General features: G+C 74.2%; 15 protein-coding genes. 6 read left to right on the top strand and 9 right to left on the bottom strand.

All coding sequences use genetic code 11. The features are described from left to right. Positions 1-36: 36 nt before the first annotated feature. Positions 37-630: a GNAT family N-acetyltransferase gene (locus K4G22_RS25715; protein ID WP_228082799.1), complete on the bottom strand. Its 594-nt coding sequence runs from the start codon at positions 628-630 to the stop codon at positions 37-39. Between the two features lie 207 nt (positions 631-837). On the opposite strand from K4G22_RS25715, the gene K4G22_RS25710 reads away from it, so the two are divergent. Further along, positions 838-2274, top strand: coding sequence for a phytoene desaturase family protein (locus K4G22_RS25710; RefSeq protein WP_228082797.1), 1437 nt, complete (start codon positions 838-840; stop codon positions 2272-2274). A gap of 123 nt (positions 2275-2397) precedes the next feature. Continuing rightward, positions 2398-3540 carry a glycerate kinase gene (locus K4G22_RS25705; protein ID WP_228082795.1) on the top strand — a complete coding sequence of 381 codons (1143 nt, stop codon included), beginning with the start codon at positions 2398-2400 and terminating at the stop codon, positions 3538-3540. Positions 3541-3878: 338 nt separating this feature from the next. Here the strand turns inward: K4G22_RS25705 and K4G22_RS25700 are convergent, their stop codons facing one another. From K4G22_RS25700 to K4G22_RS25685, 4 genes are all read right to left on the bottom strand, one after another. Next, positions 3879-5003: a hypothetical protein gene (locus K4G22_RS25700; protein WP_228082793.1), complete on the bottom strand. Its 1125-nt coding sequence runs from the start codon at positions 5001-5003 to the stop codon at positions 3879-3881. A gap of 385 nt (positions 5004-5388) precedes the next feature. Next, positions 5389-6069, bottom strand: a complete 681-nt coding sequence (locus K4G22_RS25695) for a GNAT family N-acetyltransferase (protein WP_228082791.1) — start codon at positions 6067-6069, stop codon at positions 5389-5391. Positions 6070-6169: 100 nt separating this feature from the next. Continuing rightward, positions 6170-6742 carry a hypothetical protein gene (locus K4G22_RS25690; RefSeq protein ID WP_228082790.1) on the bottom strand — a complete coding sequence of 191 codons (573 nt, stop codon included), beginning with the start codon at positions 6740-6742 and terminating at the stop codon, positions 6170-6172. Continuing rightward, positions 6739-7887 (bottom strand): ROK family glucokinase, encoded by a 1149-nt coding sequence (locus tag K4G22_RS25685; protein WP_228082789.1) that lies wholly within the window; start codon positions 7885-7887, stop codon positions 6739-6741. Before K4G22_RS25685 ends, K4G22_RS25690 begins: the two co-directional genes overlap by 4 nt. Positions 7888-8156: 269 nt before the next feature. Between K4G22_RS25685 and K4G22_RS25680 the strand changes: the two genes are divergently transcribed. Further along, positions 8157-9176, top strand: a complete 1020-nt coding sequence (locus K4G22_RS25680) for a LacI family DNA-binding transcriptional regulator (protein WP_228082787.1) — start codon at positions 8157-8159, stop codon at positions 9174-9176. A gap of 123 nt (positions 9177-9299) precedes the next feature. On the opposite strand, the gene K4G22_RS25675 is transcribed toward K4G22_RS25680, so the two are convergent. The 3 genes from K4G22_RS25675 to allB form a co-directional block, all read right to left on the bottom strand. Continuing rightward, the gene (locus K4G22_RS25675; protein WP_228082786.1) at positions 9300-9746 is read right to left on the bottom strand and encodes a guanyl-specific ribonuclease; all 447 of its coding nucleotides are present in this window, start codon (positions 9744-9746) and stop codon (positions 9300-9302) included. A 109-nt stretch (positions 9747-9855) separates the two neighbouring features. Further along, complete coding sequence (gene alc, locus K4G22_RS25670; protein ID WP_228082784.1) at positions 9856-11022, bottom strand: allantoicase; 1167 nt, start codon at positions 11020-11022, stop codon at positions 9856-9858. Positions 11023-11033: 11 nt separating this feature from the next. After that, complete coding sequence (gene allB, locus K4G22_RS25665; protein WP_228082783.1) at positions 11034-12488, bottom strand: allantoinase AllB; 1455 nt, start codon at positions 12486-12488, stop codon at positions 11034-11036. Positions 12489-12641: 153 nt separating this feature from the next. On the opposite strand from allB, the gene K4G22_RS25660 reads away from it, so the two are divergent. The 3 genes from K4G22_RS25660 (at position 12642) to aceB (ending at position 16114) form a co-directional block, all read left to right on the top strand. Continuing rightward, positions 12642-13430, top strand: coding sequence for an IclR family transcriptional regulator (locus K4G22_RS25660; RefSeq protein WP_228082781.1), 789 nt, complete (start codon positions 12642-12644; stop codon positions 13428-13430). Between the two features lie 386 nt (positions 13431-13816). Continuing rightward, positions 13817-14437: a nucleotidyltransferase family protein gene (locus K4G22_RS25655; RefSeq protein ID WP_228082779.1), complete on the top strand. Its 621-nt coding sequence runs from the start codon at positions 13817-13819 to the stop codon at positions 14435-14437. 81 nt (positions 14438-14518) lie between these two features. Next, positions 14519-16114 (top strand): malate synthase A, encoded by a 1596-nt coding sequence (gene aceB, locus K4G22_RS25650; RefSeq protein WP_228082774.1) that lies wholly within the window; start codon positions 14519-14521, stop codon positions 16112-16114. A 39-nt stretch (positions 16115-16153) separates the two neighbouring features. Here aceB and K4G22_RS25645 read toward each other — a convergent pair whose 3' ends face one another. Continuing rightward, on the bottom strand, positions 16154-16927 hold the full coding sequence (locus tag K4G22_RS25645) for a class I SAM-dependent methyltransferase (RefSeq protein WP_228082772.1): 774 nt from the start codon (positions 16925-16927) through the stop codon (positions 16154-16156). Between the last annotated feature and the right edge of the window lie 43 nt (positions 16928-16970).

Genomic DNA, 16970 nt, shown 5'->3' with positions numbered 1-16970 from the left:
CCGGCGGGCGCGGGCCGAGGCCGCGCACGTCCCGGGTCAGGCGTGGGAGTCGAGCGGCTGACTGAACCTGCGGCAGATATGGACGCGCTGGAACCGCGCACGCATCTCGGCCTCGCGGTCCAGTCCGGCATGGCTGAAGACCGTGATCGGACGCAGCCCGGGCCGGGGGCGCTCCACCGCCCGCTCCGGCTCGCCCTCGTCCACGTACGCGTTGGCGTAGACATGGAGATAGTGGTCGCTCTCCTGGAACCCCATGGCGTGGTACCAGGCGAGGCTGGACGGCTGGTCACGCGTCCAGGCGTCCAGGGTGGTCGCCCCCGCCGCCTCGGCGCGGGCCCGGGCCTCGGCCAGCAGCGCGGTGGCGATGCCCTGACGCTGAGCGTCGGGATGCACGGCGATGGTCTCGATGGTGGCCAGCCGATCGGCCATCGTGAGGTCGAGACAGCCGACCACCGCGTCCCGGGCCGGCCGTTCCTCGTCCACCGCGACCAGGGCGAAGCCCGGCGGTGGGGTGGCCGGCTTGGCGATGAGCACATTGTCGTAGTACGGGGTGTCCAGGAAGGAGAGCACCCGGCAGCGCAGCCAGGACCGTTCGTCGGCCGGCCGATAGGCACGCACGAGATGACTCATGCGCCCCACTCTGGGCGTCAACTCCCGTACCGGGCAACGGATTATCCGTCCGCGGGGCGGGTCGCGGGGCGGGTCGCGGGGCGGGGCACGGGACGGGACGCGGGACGGGGCGCGGGAGAGGACGGGGGCGGCCCGGCGGCAGAGGCGGCGGCGTATCCTCGGGGTGCTGTTCCGCCTGTAGCTCACCGTTGAGGGGAGAGCCGTACGTTGCCTGCGTTGCGTGACGTGGTCGTGGTGGGAGCCGGGCCGAACGGGCTGACGGCCGCCGTGGAGCTGGCCAGGCGCGGGATGTCGGTCGCGCTCTTCGAGGCGAAGGAGACCGTCGGCGGCGGCGCCAGGACCGAGGAGCTGACGCTCCCCGGCTTCCGGCACGACCCCTGCTCCGCCGTCCATCCGATGGGCGCCGGCTCGCCCGCGTTCAACGCGATGCCGCTGGAACGGTACGGACTCGCCTGGGTGCACCCGGAGTTGCCGCTGGCGCACCCGTTCCCGGACGGCGGCGCCGCCGTGCTGGCCAGGGCCGTGGGCGAGACGGCCGCCAGCCTGGGCCCCAGGGACGCCGCCGCCTACCGCCGCCTGCTCGCGCCCTATCTGGGACGGTGGGAGACGCTGGTCGGCGACTTCCTCAACGTCCCCTGGGACGGGCTGCCACGCGATCCGCTGCTGCTGGCCCGCTTCGGTCTCACCGGCACCCCGCCCGTCTCCTGGCTGGTCAGACGCTTCCGCGACGACCGGGCCCGAGCGCTGCTCACCGGGCTCGCCGCACATGTGATCGCCCCGACCTCCACGCCGGCGACCGGCGCGGTGGCGCTGGTCTTCGCGCTGGCGGCGCACGAGGTGGGGTGGCCGATCGCCAGGGGCGGTTCCCAGGCCATCTCCGACGCGCTGGCCGGCTATCTGCGGGACCTCGGCGGGGAGATCCACACCGGCGTCGAGGTCAAACGGCTGGACGAGCTGCCGCCCGCGCGGGCCTATGTCTTCGACACCTCCCCCACCGCGCTGGCCCGGATCGCCGGCCTCGGCAGCGCCTACCGGCGCTTCCGCTACGGCCCCGCCGCCTTCAAGATCGACTACGCGTTGGACGGGCCCGTGCCCTGGACCTCTCCCGAGGCGCGCCGCGCCGGCTCGGTCCATCTGGGCTCCAGCAGCGGCGAGATCACCGAGGCGCTGCGCGCGGCGGCGGTCCGGGGCGAGGCCCCCGAGGTGCCGTTCCTGGTCACCTCCCAGCCGACCCTGTTCGACCCGAGCCGGGCGCCCGAGGGCAAGCATGTGTACTGGGCCTACGGGCATGTGCCCAATGGTTGGACGGGCGATCTCACGGACGCGGTGGAGCGCCAGATCGAGCGGTTCGCGCCCGGCTTCCGCGATCTGGTGCTGGCCCGAGCGGTCGCCGGGCCGCCGGAGTTGGCCCGGCGCAACGCCAACTACGTGGGCGGTGACATCGGCTGCGGCGCGTTCGCCGGCACCCAGACGATGTTCCGGCCGCGCATCGGGCTCCGGCCCTACGCCACCCCGCACCCGGCGGTCTTCCTCTGCTCGTCGGCGACCTGGCCGGCGCCGGGGGTGCACGGGATGTCGGGACACAACGCCGCCAAGGCGGTGTGGCGCCAACTCCGCCGTGGCACCCCGGCGTTGTCCGGGTAGCACCGCCGGCTCCCCGGTACGCCCCCGGGCGGTGTGACCGGCGAGGCACTCGGCGACCGTGGTGTGCGGCGGTGGAGCCGGATAGGGTCCGTGTTCGACCGCAACGACCACAGGGACCGCAGAATGACGCAGAGCTGGCGCGTGCTGATCGCCGCCGACAAGTTCAAGGGTTCGCTCACCGCCGCCGAGGTGGCCGAACATGTCACGGCCGGTATCCGCCAGGTCCGCCCCGAGGTCACGGTGACCGCGCTGCCGGTGGCCGACGGGGGCGACGGCACGGTCGACGCCGCCGTGGCCGGTGGCTTCACGCCGGTCGAGGTCGAGGCGACCGGGCCGCTGGGCACGCCGGTCGCCGCGCGGTTCGCGCTGCGCGGGGACACCGCGGTGGTGGAGATGGCGCAGGCCTCGGGCCTTGTGCTGCTGCCGCCGCGCACCTTCGCGCCCATGACCGCCACCACCTTCGGCACCGGCGAGTTGATCGCCGCCGCGCTGGACGCGGGCGCCCGCCGGATCATTCTCGGCGTGGGCGGCTCGGCCACGACGGACGGCGGCGCGGGGATGCTGATGGCGCTGGGCGCCAAGCTGCTGGACGACGACGGGGACCCGGTGCCGCTCGGCGGCGGACCGCTGCGCGAGGTGGCGTCCGTTGACCTCTCCGGGCTCGATCCCCGGCTGAAGGACACCGAGTTCGTGCTGGCCAGCGACGTGGACAACCCGCTGTGCGGGCCCATGGGAGCCGCCGGGGTCTACGGTCCGCAGAAGGGCGCCGACCCGCTGGAGGTCGAGGTGCTGGACGGGGCGCTCTCCCACTTCGCCGAGGTGCTGGAGCGGGTGGAGGGCAGCCGGGTCGCCGAGCTGGCCGAGGCGCCGGGCGCCGGCGCGGCCGGCGGCGTCGGCTTCGGCGCGCTGATCGGCCTGGGCGCCACCTTCCGTCCCGGGATCGAGGTGCTGCTCGATGTGCTGGGGTTCGCCGAGGCGCTGGCGGACGCGGATGTGGTGATCACCGGGGAGGGCTCGCTGGACGAGCAGACGCTGCGCGGCAAGGCCCCGGCCGGCGTGGCGGCTGCGGCCCGCGCGGCCGACCGGCGGGTGCTCGCGGTCTGTGGCCGACTGGCCATCGACGCGGAGGCCCTGGCCGGGGCGGGCATCGAGGCCGCGTACCCGCTGACCGCGCTGGAGCCAAACCCCCGCCGCAGCATGGACAACGCGGGCCCCCTGCTGCAACGCGTGGCCGCCCAACTGGCCACCGACCACCTCGCCCCCTGACCCTCCCGGCGTGTGCCGGCCCCCACGGACAACCGACCGGGGCGCGGCGCACGGACGGCACACGCCGAGGCCGGCGCGGCAGCGGCCGGCGACATGGCCCCGTGGGCGCCCCACGCGGTCGCCTCCGGCGGCAGCCGGCCCGCCGAGGGCCGACATGGCGTCGACGGGATGCCCGGTCGGTGAACGGGCCACGGCCGTCAGGGAGTCAGGGAGTTCGGCCCGGAGCCGGAGGGCGCGACGGTCGAGATCGTTCTGATCGGCCATGGCCGGGACCGGCGGCCGGGGACCTCGGCGCCGCCTTCGACCACCTGGAGATCGTCGACGGCTGACGAGACCCGTCAGTCGGGAGGCGCGCCGGCGTCGGCTATTCGGTGGTGGCGGGCCTCCGCACGGGCCGTGGCGAGCAGGAGCAGCGTCAACGCCGCCACCCCGCCCACGATCAGCGCGGTGTGCGGCGAGAGGGTGCGCAGCCGATCGGCGGAGACCGGATCGGCCGCGCCGAAGCCGTCGACGGAGATCTCCAGCCGGTCTCGCACCTGGGCCCGCTCGTGCGGCCCGAAGGACATCCGGCCCAGATCCCGGCCGGTACCCACCTCGACGACGCCGTAGTTACGCCCGGTGGGGCGGTCGTGGTAGCGCCCCTCGCGCTCCACCGTGGTCGACACGACCTCGGCGACCGCACGCTCGCCGAAGACCTCGTGGTACGCCAGCACGCCTCCGGACGTCGTGGTGACCAGGACCACCCCGCCGACCAGCCCGGCCATCAGGCCGGTGCCGGGCCGCAGCGGCCTCGGCAGGCCCGCGCCACCGGCGGAGTACCCCCAGGCGAGCAGCCCGAGGAAGGGCGCGGTGGCGAGCAGGATCAGATACGAGCCCTGGGGCCACCACAGCGTCAGGCCGAACGAGGCCAGCCAGGCGGCCAGGACGCCGGCCAGGGCCAGCGAGCGCGGGCCGCGCAGCCCGCTGCCGCTGGGGGGCGGCCGAAGCGCGGCCAGCAGCGCGTCACACCGCTCGACCGCAGCCATGGCATGGGCCAACTCGGGGCCGCGCGGGCGCAGTTCCCGGCCGCGCGCGGCCTGGCCGTGCCGGTGGTTCTCCGCCTTCGCCGCCGCCCGCAGCTCCCCGACGCCACGCTCCAGGGCGGGTATCAGCTCGCGCCACGCCGGCTCGAACGCCCGCCGGAAGGCCAGCCACTCCTCCCTGTGCCGCGCCTCGGCCCGGCGCCCGGCGCGCCCCGGGCTCGGCAGCGAGCGCCACCAGGACGCGCTCGCCCGCCGGGCCTCGCCCGGCTCGGCCGCCGAGAGCTGGCCGGCCTTCGCGAGCACGCCCATGGCCGCCAGCGTGGTCGCCGCGAGGCGGTCGGCGACCTCCGCCACCTCCAACAGCCCGCTACGGCCTCCCTCGCCGTATCGCTCGGCCAACGTCCGCATCCGGCTGGCCACCTCCTTGACCGGGAGAACCACAGGCCAGGCCCCTCCTCCCGCGCCACCTCGGCCTCGGGCCAACGCCTGGGCGGCTCCAGGAACGCCACCGCCGTGATCCAGCACAGAGCGCCGAGCGCCGCCGCCCAGATCAGCGCGAGCCACCAGGAGACCCCACCGGCGGACGCCGCCAGGACCCCGCCCACGAAGAGCGCCACCGCCAACGGCCCGAGCGCCGCGCCGCGCCGCCCCCGCACGACCGCCGCGCCCGACGGCCTTCGGACCGCCGATCCTCGAAGCCACCCCATGACTTCCCCTCCCCCACGGCCGACCGACCCCCGGCCGGCCCGAACTCGACTGACCACACACCGTAGTCGGCCCCACTGACAACGGGCCCGAGGCGACCGCTCAAGGCCCCGACGGGCCCTCAGTCCACGATCAGCAGCGCCTCGGCGCCGACCGGGCGGTAGCCGGCGGCCTGGAAGGTGCGGACGCTGCGGGCGTTCCCCGGCGGCTGCTGGGACCACACCAGCTCGCCCGCCGGCACCAGTTGGCGGGCCGCCAGGGCCAACTCGCGTCCCAGTCCTCGTCCCCTGGCGGCCTCGTCCAGTTCGATCGCCACCTCGTGGCGGCCGGCGACGCCCGCGCCCATCACCAGCACCCCGCCCTCGGGGGTCGTCCACACCCGCACGCGGTCACGGAACTGACGGGCCCGCACCACCCGGGGGTGGTCCGTCGCGCTGATCTCGGTGAGGTCCAGCGCCGGCCGCCCCGGCAGGGCCGGCGCCACCGTCAGCAGGTCCACGCAGTTGACCCGGCGTCCCGTCCTGGCGCCGAACGCCGTCAGGAAGGCGGGCCCCAGCGGGGCCGCCAGCGGGTCGGGCGAGGCGGCCCGCAGCGTGGTCCGCACCCACTCCGGGTCCTGGTCGGTGAAGATGACGGCGTGCGCGGTCATGCCCAGCACGCCGGCGTCCCGCGCGTTGGGCGGCGGGATCACCGTGAACCCGCCGTCGCCCGGCGGGAACTCCCCGCGCGCGGCGGCCCGCAGCACCCGCGCCAACTCGCTCTCGCCGGCCGCCTCGTCACTCCCCGGTGCCGCGCCCACCATCGTCCGTCCCCTCTCCGACCACCGACCGGAAACCCCCGGCGGGGCAGGAAACCCCGTGGCCCGGGACCCATGATCGCAACCCGGGCCCCGGCGCCGGCTGTCAGGGTTCGGTGGTGGAGACCGCGTAGACGCGGGGCCGCTCCTCCTTGGTGAGGTCGACCGTGATGGCGACCTCGGGCTCCTGGTCCGACTGGCGTACCACCGTGCCCGCGTAGACCCGGTCAGGATCGTCGAAGGCCCAGCCGACCTGGTCCGCCTCCTCCTCGGAGATGGTCACCGTGCCCTCCGCCAGGCCGGCCCTGCTGGTGCCCAACGACTCGAGGAAGCCGCTGAGTTGGCTCGGTGAGCAGCGGAACTCCACATACATGGTGCTGCGGTCCCAGGAGTTGGTCTCGAAGTGCCCGACATAGGCCGAGCCGCCCGGGATCGGGATGTCGTAGATGCGGCGCTGAACCTTGCTCGGCCACTCGTAGACCAGGGTCCGCGCGGAGGCGGAGCGGGCCTTGTCCTCGCCGCTGTCCCGGCTCTGGTAGGCGGAGAGCACCATATAGCCGGCGGGGATGGCGATCAGCAGCAGCACCGTCAACGCCACCAGCCAGCGGTGGCGCGGCCGGTGCGGCGGCCGTTGCGGCACGCCGGGGGAAGTAGTGCTGGCGCCCAGCGTGCCGGTCACGCGTCCCCCGCCCATCCGCGCGGCGTCAACCGCAGCTCGAAGGCGGGGCGATGGGCCCGCTCGGCCCTGCGTCGGTTGGCCCTGCGGAACCGCCTGGCCACCAGCCGGGCCAGGTCGGCCGCGCCCACCATGCCGGCGTCGGCGCCGAGCGCGGCCCGCACGATGGTCGCCTCGGGCCGGTAACCCCGCCCGGTCAGCTGCCGTTTGAACGCCTCCCTGGCCGGGCCGATCAGCAGCTCGTCCGCGTCGCTGACCCCGCCGCCGACGACGAAGCGCGCCGGGTCGAGCGCGGCGGCCAGGTTGGCGATGCCGACGCCGAGCCAGCGCCCGATGTCCTGGAGCAGCTCGACGCACATCGCGTCGCCCTCGCGGGCCAGCTCGGTGATCAGCGGGCCCGTGATGTCCCCGATCTGGCCCTCCACCCGGGCCAGGATGTGGTGGGCCACCGGGGAGTCGGCGGCGGCCAGCTCGCGCGCCTCCCGCACCAGCGCGTTGCCCGAGCTGTACTGCTCCCAGCAGCCGCGGTTGCCGCACGGGCAGCGGTGCCCCTCGGGGACGACCTGCATGTGCCCGAACTCGCCGGCCACGCCGAAGGCGCCGCGCTTGACCTTGCCCGACTCCAGTATCCCGCCGCCGATGCCGGTGCCCAGGGTGATCATCACCAGATGGTCGGCGCCCCGGCCCGCGCCGAAGCGCCACTCGCCCCAGGCGGCGGTGTTGGCGTCGTTGTCGACCATGATCGGAACGGCCAGGCGAGACGCCAGGGCCTCGCGCAGCGGCTCGTTGCGCCAGGCCAGATGGGGGGCGAAGAGCACCGTGGAGCGGTCGGCGTCCACCCAGCCGGCCGCGCCGATGCCCACCGCGTGCACATCGTGCCGGTCCGAGAGGTCCAGCACGAGTTCGGCGATGGTGTCCTCGACGACCTTGGGGCTCTTGGACTTCTCGGGCGTCTCGGTGCGCAGCCGCTCCAGGATGGTGCCGTCCGCGTCCACCACACCGGCCATCACCTTCGTGCCGCCGATGTCGATCCCCACGGTCGGCACCCGGGGCGCGGACAGATGTGAGGAGCGCTCGCGGCTGGCGATGGCGCGTAGCACGGAAGCCCGCGCCGTCTGGCGGTGCGCACGCTCACGGTAGGTACTCATCGGCTCGATTGTGCCCTACGCCGGCGAAGGGTGGCGGGCTGCCCACCGGCTGGCGGCGGACCGGCCAACGCCGGGCGGCGCCCCGGTGACGCCAGGGGCAACGGGCGACGACCGGTCGGGGAACGGGGGTGCGCGGTGCCGTCGGGCGGGCAGGACGCCCAGGCCGCCTGACGGGGGACCGCCCGATTGTCGTAGCCGCGCTCCGGGGATCATTGCGGACAGCCCGCCCGGTGCGCCGAGCGTGCGGCCGGTCATCCGAGGAGGTCCGCTTGAAACGCCCGACCATGCGGGACATCGCCGATCGGGCGGGGGTCACCAAGGCCGCCGTGTCCTTCGCGCTCAACGGTCGGCCCGGCGTCTCGGAGTCCACCAGGGGACGCATCCTGGCCATCGCCGAGGAGTTGGGCTGGCAGCCCAGCAGCGCGGCCAGGGCGCTCTCCGACGGCAGGGCCGGAGCGTTCGGCCTGGTCATCGACCGGCCGGCGCGGACGCTTGGGATCGAGCCGTTCTTCATGCAGCTGATCTCCGGCATCCAGGCCGAACTGGCGCGGGACACCACGCCGTTGCTGCTCACCATGGCGGAGGACCAGGCGGCCGAGATCGAGCTGTACCGCTCCTGGTGGGCGCGGCGCGCGGTGGACGGGGTGTTCCTCGTCGATCTCCAGGTGTCCGACGCCAGGGTCGCGGTGCTGGAGCAGCTGGGCATGCCGGCGGTGGTGATCGGCGGGCCACTGGGCACCGGCCGGCTGCCGGCGGTCTGGAGCGACGACGCGGCGGCGGTGGCCGTCGCCGTCCGGCATCTGGCGGATCTCGGGCATCGGCGGCTGGCCAGGGTGTCAGGGCCCGCCCGGCTGCGCCACACCTCGGTCCGGGCGGTGGCCTTCGACCAGGTGACCGCCGAACTCGGCCTGGCCGGGCGGACGTTGGAGGCGGACTACAGCGGCGACGGCGGTGCGGCTGCCACCCGGGAGCTGCTGTCGGGACCTTCGCGGCCGACGGCGATCCTCTACGACAACGATGTGATGGCCCTCTCCGGGGTGACGGCGGCGCAGGGGCTCGGCCTCCGGGTGCCGGCCGATGTGTCCGTGATGGCCTGGGACGACTCCGCGCTCTGCGAGCTGGTGCATCCGCCGCTGACCGCGCTGAGCCGGGATATCGGGGCCTATGGAGCGCGGGCGGCGCAGCGGCTGCGCGCCGCGGCGGGCGGCCGGTGTCTCGGCGACCTCCAGGACGCGGCGCCCTCACTCACCCTGCGCGGCTCGACCGCGTCCCCACCGATGGGGGACTGACCCGAGACCCGATCTCACACGTTCGGGTGAACCTTCCGGCCGCGCCCGCTCGGGGAGGGGTGCGGCGCCGGGACCGGTGGGGGCGGTCCCGGCGCCGCTGTGGGGGGACAGTGGTTCGGGGGATCAGCAGCCGTGGTCGATCAGGTCGAACGAGGCGTAGTGATCCGCGGTGTAGTAGTCCTCCTGGGAGGAGTCGCCGGTGACGATCCGCCGTGCGCCGCGGTCGTCGCTGCCCGGCGTCTCCACGGTGTACTCCTGGTAGTAGCCGGTGGGTTGGTCGGGCAGCAGGCCCTCACGGTTGTAGAAGGTGCCGCCGTCCTGGGGGTGGGGGAAGGGGCCGCCCCGCTCGATCAGGTCGAGGGTGTCGTGGGCCTGCGCCGGCAGGCCGCTGTAGCAGATGTCGCCGAAGGCGAACGGTGCGAAGGCCGAGGCGGTGGAGGTGGGGGCAGGGATGGGGGTGGGTGCCGCGGTGGCCGTGGCCTGGCCGCCCACCAGCAGAGTGGCGAGCAGTGCGCCGAGGGCGCCGGCGCGTGCGCCCCTGGCGGTCCTGGATACGCGATTCATGCCCATGCCAACCAGTTGACGCGCGTAGCGTGACCCGCGTCAACCACGCATCAGGGATATTTCCCAGGAATTCACACAACCGCGACGCGACGCCCACCTCGCGGTCGCGGAAGTATCAGTCCCCGAGGGCCTGTTGACGCTCCCGCAGCCGTCGCCGGCCGCGTTCGGTGAGGCTACCGTGCAGCCGCAGCCTGGCGACGCCGCCGTCCGGGTGGACGTCGAGCCTGGCGTGGGTCGCCGGGGGCACGTCGTCGGGCAGCACGAACCGGTGCACGGTGTCGGGGAGCAGCCGGGTGCGGGGCAACACCTGGTGCCAGGAGCCAGCCGGTGCGGTGGCCGCCCCGCCCGACGGGCCGTCCCAGAGGGAGAGTTCGGCCCAGCCGGGGGCGTTGCCCCGGTAGCAGCCGGTGTCGATCTCGACCGCCCGCACCACTCCCTGCTCGGCGAGCCGGTAGCGGAGCCAGTCGTGCCCCGAGTCCCGGCGGCGCGCGGTCTCCCAGCCCTCGTCCATGGTGCGGGGCCGGCCCGGGTAGATGGTGTGCGCCGGAGGCGAGTAGAAGGAGTTGGACGCGTCCTCCACCAGGCCGCCATGGGCGAGCGCGGCCAGGTCGAAGGTGCCGAGGGCGGCCAGCCAGTCGGGGTCGGCCAGCGGCACGCCGTGCACCCGGAGCCGGGCGATGCCGCCGTCCGGGTACTGGCTCAGCCGCAGATGGGTGACCGGGGCGCCCGCGAGGGGCGCCAACGGGAAGGCGTGCGCCGCGTGGCCGCCGATCTCGGTGCGCGGCACCAGCTCCGTCCACCCGGTGTCGGGCCCGAACAGCTCCTCGGGTCCCGGGGTGCCGGGCCTGGCGGTGCCCTCCACGCGGACCGCGCGGGGGTGGTTCCCCCGGAAGTGCGCGGTGTCGACGACGATGCCGTGGAGCCGCCCGGGAACGCCGAGGCGGATCAGCGCCCAGTCGTACTCGTCGGCCGAGGGATGCGGGTGCTCACCGTGGCTGCCCCGGCGCCTGCGGGTCTCCCAACCGTCCATCACCTTGCCCTTGTTGCCGAAGGCCGCCGGGTCGAAGACGGCGCGCCCCGGGGCGAGGAGATTCTCCCGTTCGGCGAAGAACTCGTCGTTGGCGGCCGTCACACAGCCGCCGATCGACCGCACGGCGAGATCGGGCAGCCGGGTGAACGGCAGATCCCTCAGGTCGACGGTGCGGTAGTCGGCATAGGGGTCGCCGCCGCCGTAGGGGGCCGCGTGGCCCGGGAACACCGTGCTGGTCCCATCCGCTGTCATACCGTCCGTTGTCACGGCGCAGCCGTCCTCTCGATCAACCGGCCGATCGGCGCGGGGGCCGGATGCGCCCCGCCCGAGTCCTGCCCGGTCTCGGTCTCTTCTCCCACGAATCCCACAGCTCCCGCTGCTCCTGCCGCCGCGGTTTCCGCGGTCTCCAGGATGGGTCGCCCGCGCAGCCAGGTGGCGCGCACCACGCCCCTGAGCGTGCGGCCGGCGTAGGCCGTCACCGGGTTGCGGTGGTGCAGCGCCGCCGGGTCGACGGTGAAGGTGGCCTCCGGGTCCAGCACGGTGATGTCGGCGTCCCGGCCCGGCTCGATCGCGCCCTTGTGACGCAGGCCGGCCAGCCGCGCCGGGGCGGTGGACATCCATCGCGCCACATCGGCGAGTTGGTGGCCGCGGGCGCCGGCCGCGGTCCAGATGGCCGGGAGGCCCAGCTGGAGGGAGGAGATCCCGCCCCAGGCGGCGCCGAAGTCCGGCACCTTCAGGTCCACCGTGCACGGTGAGTGGTCGGAGACCACACAGTCGAGGGTGCCGTCGGCGAGCGCGGCCCAGAGGGCGTCCTGGTTGGCGGCCTCCCTGATCGGCGGGCAGCACTTGAACTCGGTGGCGCCGTCGGGGACTTCCTCGGCGGTCAGGGTGAGGAAGTGCGGGCAGGTCTCGGCGGTGACGGCGACGCCCGCCGCCTTGGCGTCGGCGATCAGGGGCAGCGCCGAGGCGGCCGAGAGGTGCAGCACATGGACACGGGCGCCGAGTCGGTCGGCCAGCGTGATCAGTCGCTCGATCGCCGCGTGTTCGGCGCCGGCCGGCCGGGAGGCCAGAAAGTCGACATAGCGCCGACTTCCCGTGACCTCGGGCGCGGCGGCGAGCCGCTCGGGGTCCTCGGCGTGCACGATCAGCAGCCCGTCGAAGGCCGCGATCTCCGCCAGCGCCTCGGCCAGCCCGGCGGGGTCGAGCGCGGGAAACTCCTCGACGCCCGAGGGCGAGAGGAAGCACTTGAAGCCAAAGACGCCGGATCGGTGCAGGGCCCGCAGCCGGCCGGCGTTCTCCGGCACGGCGCCGCCCCAGAAGCCGACGTCCACCCAGACGCGGCCCCGCGCGGCGGCCCTCTTGACGGCCAACGCCTCGGGGCTGACGGTCGGCGGCACGCTGTTGAGGGGCATGTCGAGCAGGGTGGTGACACCGCCGGCCGCCGCCGCCCTGGTCGCGGAGGCGAAGCCCTCCCAGGCCGCGCGCCCGGGGTCGTTGATATGCACATGGGTGTCGACCAGCCCGGGCAGCAGCGCCGCGTCGCCGTAGTCGACGAGGCGGGCGCCAGGGGGCGGCGGGGCGTCGTGCGAGAGCAGCGCCTCGATCCGCTCCCCGGCGACCGCGACGCAGGCGGGGCGGGTGCCGGTGGGGGTGACCACCCGGCGGGAGCGGAGGAGCACATCGATCGGCCGCGCGGGGAACGCGTCTGCCTCGGACAACCGGCCACTCCTCAGCGCTCGCTGACGACATCACTTTCCATGCGTTCAACGTTTTGTTGAAGCCGGTCAGGGTTCGATGGTCGACGGACCGGGGCGGCCCGTCAAGGGCCGGTAGGCTCTGGGGGACCGCTACCACCGAATGAGGAACGCGACGTGCCGCCGTCCGACGTGCGCAAGTCCTCCGCCAGCGGCGGGGTTCAGTCTCTTGAGCGGGCCTTCGGGCTGCTCGAACAGATGGCCGATGCCGGCGGCGTCACCGGGCTGAGCGAGCTGGCCAGCAGCAGCGGGCTGCCGCTCCCCACCATCCACCGCCTGATGCGCACCCTGGTCGCCTGCGGCTATGTCCGCCAACAGCCCAACAGACGCTATGCGTTGGGCCCCCGGCTGATCCGTCTGGGCGAGGCAGCCGCCCGCCCGCTGGCCACCTGGGCGCGCCCTTATCTGGCCAGGCTGGCGGCCGAGACCGGCGAGACGGCCAACATGGCGCTGCTCGACGGGGACGACGCGGTCTATGTGGCACAGGCGCCCTCGCGTCACTCCATGCGGATGTTCACGGAGGTGGGCCGGCGGGTGCTGCCGCACGCCACCGGCGTCGGCAAGGCGCTGCTCGCCGGGCTGAGTGATGACGAGGTGCGGGCGCTGCTGCGCCGCACCGGGATGCCGGCGATCACCGAGCGCACCCTGACCTCGCCCGACGCCTTCCTGCGCGAGCTGCGCATGGTGCGGACGCGGGGCTTCGCGGTGGACGACAACGAGCAGGAGATCGGCGTGCGCTGCCTCGCGGTCCCGCTGCCGCACGCCCCGACCCCGGCCGCCATATCCGTCTCGGGCCCGGCGGGCCGGCTGACGGACGAGGCGGTCGAGAAACTGGCCCCCCTGCTGCGCGAGGTCGCCCACGAACTGGGCACGGCCCTGGCCGCCGAGCCGGAGGCAGACGGCTGACCCGGTGGCCTCCGGCCCGGCAGAGCGGTGACGCCCAACTCAGCGAGGTGACGGCCACCGGCCCGGCAGGGCCTTTACCTCCAACCCGAAGGAACAGCGGACGGATGAGACCGCGCCGGAGGCGGACCGACAAGGCAGCGGCACAGCCGGCCCCGCCGCCGGGGGGATCCCGTCAGACGGCCGCCGCGCTGGCGGCGGGCCGCTGAGACGGGTGGCTTCCGCCGGCGCCTGGGGCCCCTGACCGCTCGATCGCGGGTGCCTGCCGCTCGGGGCGGCACTCGTTGTCGCCTGGTCACCGGGGCGGGCGGCGGACGCCGGCACAGCGGCTACCCCGCCCCGGCCGTCCGCCTCGCACGGCTTGGCGCCGCGGGCCTACGCTGGCCGGCATGACGGGTGCGGCGGCGGTGGCCGGGGTGGTGTTGGCGGCCGGCAGCGGGAGGCGGCTGGGCGGGCGGGTCAAGGCGCTGCTGGAGCATGAGGGGCGCCCCCTGGTGGAGTTGACGTCCGGGGCGTTGCGCGCGGCCGGTTGCGCGCCGGTGCTGGTGGTGTTGGGCGCCGGCGCGGACGAGATCCAGGAGCGCGCGTCGCTGGGCGCCTGCCGGATCGTGCGCAACCCGGACTGGGCCTCGGGGATGGGCTCCTCGTTGCGCGCCGGGCTCGCCGCGCTGGACGCGCTGGCCGAGCCGCCGGCGGGCGCGCTGGTGGCGCTGGTCGACCAACCGTGGGTGGGCGTCGAGGCGATGGCCCGGGTGCGGGCGGCGTTCCGTTCCCCGGCGTCCCTGGCCGCGGCCGGCTATGGCGGGCGGCGCGGGCATCCGGTGCTGCTGGGGGCCGACCACTTCGCCGGGGTGGCCGCCGCCGCGCGCGGCGACCGGGGCGCGCGCGACTATCTGCGGGCGCACCAGGATCGGCTCACGCTGGTGGAGTGTGGGGATGTGGCGGTTCCAGACGATATCGACCAACCGGCCGACCTGCGCAGGCTGTCAGGACCGCCATCGGATCGTTGATCTTCCACGATGTAGAAACTACTATCCATTTCCAGGTCTTATGTCGTAGTGAACCAGTGAACCGTAGTGAAGGAGTGACCCATGTCAGCCGTCACCGTGGAAGCTCGGGACCGGGTGTCACGCCAGGACGAGGTGCTCACCCCGCAGGCTCTCGACTTCCTCGCCGAGCTGCACCGGCGGTTCACCCCGCGCCGGGACGAGCTGTTGGCCCTGCGCGCCCGGAGGCGGGAGGAGATCGCCCGCACCGCCCGGCTGGACTTCCTGCCCGAGACGGCCGAGGTCAGGGACGGCGACTGGTCGGTCGCCCCGGCGCCGCCCGCGCTCCAGGACCGCCGGGTGGAGATCACCGGGCCGACCGACCGCAAGATGACGGTCAACGCGCTGAACTCGGGCGCCCGGATCTGGCTGGCGGACTTCGAGGACGCCCTCTCGCCGACCTGGGCCAATGTGATCGGCGGGCAGCTCAGCCTGGCCGACGCCTTCCGTCGGCGGATCGACTTCACCGACGAGCGCGGCAAGGAGTACGCGCTGCGCCCCGACGCCGAGTTGGCCACGGTGGTGACCCGCCCGCGTGGCTGGCATCTGGACGAGCGGCATCTCACCGTCGACGGCCGCCCCGTCCCCGGCTCCCTGGTGGACTTCGGGCTCTACTTCTTCCACAACGCGGCCCTGCTCGCGCGGGAGGGCCGGGGCCCCTACTTCTACCTGGCCAAGCTGGAGTCCCATCTGGAGGCACGCCTCTGGAACGAGGTGTTCCGCTTCGCCCAGGACGCGCTGGGCGTCCCGCAGGGCACCATCCGGGCCACCGTGCTGATCGAGACGGTCACCGCCGCGTTCGAGATGGAGGAGATCCTCTACGAACTGCGCGAGCACGCCTCCGGGTTGAACGCGGGCCGCTGGGACTACCTGTTCTCGATCGTCAAGAACTTCCGCGACGGCGGCGAGCGTTTCGTGCTCCCCGACCGCAACGCGATCACCATGACGGCCCCCTTCATGCGTGCCTACACCGAACTCCTGGTGCGCACCTGCCACAAGCGCGGCGCGCACGCCATCGGCGGCATGGCCGCTTTCATCCCGGCCAAGGACGCCGAGGTCAACAAGGCCGCGTTCGACAAGGTGCGGGCCGACAAGGAGCGGGAGGCGGGCGACGGCTTCGACGGGTCCTGGGTGGCGCACCCCGGCCTGGTGCCCGTCGCCGAGGGCGCCTTCGACGCGGTGCTCGGCGAGCGGCCCCACCAGAAGGACCGGCTGCGTCCCGAGGTCAAGGTCACCGCCGAGGAGTTGCTCGACATCGGCTCGGTGCCGGCCCGGCCCACGGCCGACGGGCTGCGCAACGCGGTCCAGGTCGGCACCCGTTATCTCCAGGCGTGGCTCGCCGGCCGGGGCGCCGTCGCGGTCTTCAACCTGATGGAGGACGTGGCCACCGCCGAGATCTCCCGTTCGCAGATCTGGCAGTGGATCAACGCCGAGGTGCTGCTCGACAACGGCGAGCGGGTCACGCGGTCCTATGTCCGACAGGTCGCCGCCGATCAACTGCTCGCCATCCGCGATGAGTTGGGCGAGGACGCCTATGTGGAGGGCGGCTGGGAGCGGGCCTTCGACCTGCTGATGGAGATCGCGCTGGACGAGTCCTATGTGGACTTCCTGACGCTCCCGGCCTACCAGTTGCTCGACTGACCGCCGTCTCGCACCGTCGCCCCCCGCCCGGTCGGCGGGTCAGCCGACCAGCCGCAGGGCGACGGTGCGCAGGCCGCCCCTGGCGCCCTGGTGGTCGCCGACGACGCGCAGCCCGGCCGTCCGGCACTGCCGCTTCACCCACTCGTGGGAGAGGCGCAGCTTGCGGTAGCTGCTGGTGCGCAACGTCCAGTCGTCGCCCGGGTCCTGGCGGGTGTGCACCAGATCGTGGACGACCACCGTGTAGGCGTTGTCGTCGTCGGGGTACTCCAGAAAGCTGGTCATGATCCGGTCGCCCGTGGCCCGGACCGGAAGGAAACGGTCGGTACCGGTCAGCGCGACGGTCAGATCGCGGTACGACAGCACGGCGACCCCGTCCGGGGCCAGCGCGGCGGCGACATCGTTGAGCAGAGCCGCGACATCGCCCCGGCTCGGCAGATGGGTCAGGGTGTCCCCGAGACAGACCACGGCGTCCGCCGTGCCGGCGGGGACCCGCTCGCGGAGCACCGTGCGCACATCGGCCAGCACCGGGCGCACCGCCGGCACCTCCCGCGCGTAGTCGGTCAGTTCGGCCAGCAGCGGCCGGCTGAGATCCACGGCGAGCACGGTCCCGAAGCCCAGCGACGCCAGCGCCAGGCTGGTGTGGCCCGGGCCGCAGCCCAGATCGACGGCGAACCCTCCCCCCGTCCCCGGATCGACCCCCAGGTCGACGAGGAGCTCCCGCTGGGTGGGCACAAGACCGGGGACGTCACCGCCCAGCATCCAGGTGTAGTGCTCGGCCAGGAGACGGTCGTAGTGATCGACGGCGGGCGTCATGGGCGACTCCTTCTGCGACAGCGGGCGGTGCGGGAGTACCCCA

It is taken from the genome of Streptomyces profundus, assembly GCF_020740535.1.
Taxonomy (GTDB): Bacteria; Actinomycetota; Actinomycetes; order Streptomycetales; family Streptomycetaceae; genus Streptomyces; species Streptomyces profundus.
The sequence above is the reverse complement of the archived record's forward strand: the minus strand, read 5'-3'. Positions and strand labels throughout refer to the sequence as shown.

Excerpts from the sequence above, each read along its gene's own strand:
- K4G22_RS25715 (WP_228082799.1), bottom strand. The coding sequence starts at position 630 with ATGAGTCATCTCGTGCGTGCCTATCGGCCGGCCGACGAACGGTCCTGG.
- K4G22_RS25685 (WP_228082789.1), bottom strand. The coding sequence starts at position 7,887 with ATGAGTACCTACCGTGAGCGTGCGCACCGCCAGACGGCGCGGGCTTCC.
- K4G22_RS25705 (WP_228082795.1), top strand. The coding sequence starts at position 2,398 with ATGACGCAGAGCTGGCGCGTGCTGATCGCCGCCGACAAGTTCAAGGGT.
- alc (WP_228082784.1), bottom strand. The coding sequence starts at position 11,022 with ATGACAGCGGATGGGACCAGCACGGTGTTCCCGGGCCACGCGGCCCCC.
- K4G22_RS25655 (WP_228082779.1), top strand. The coding sequence starts at position 13,817 with ATGACGGGTGCGGCGGCGGTGGCCGGGGTGGTGTTGGCGGCCGGCAGC.
- K4G22_RS25645 (WP_228082772.1), bottom strand. The coding sequence starts at position 16,927 with ATGACGCCCGCCGTCGATCACTACGACCGTCTCCTGGCCGAGCACTAC.
- K4G22_RS25675 (WP_228082786.1), bottom strand. The coding sequence starts at position 9,746 with ATGGGCATGAATCGCGTATCCAGGACCGCCAGGGGCGCACGCGCCGGC.
- K4G22_RS25695 (WP_228082791.1), bottom strand. The coding sequence starts at position 6,069 with ATGGTGGGCGCGGCACCGGGGAGTGACGAGGCGGCCGGCGAGAGCGAG.
- aceB (WP_228082774.1), top strand. The coding sequence starts at position 14,519 with ATGTCAGCCGTCACCGTGGAAGCTCGGGACCGGGTGTCACGCCAGGAC.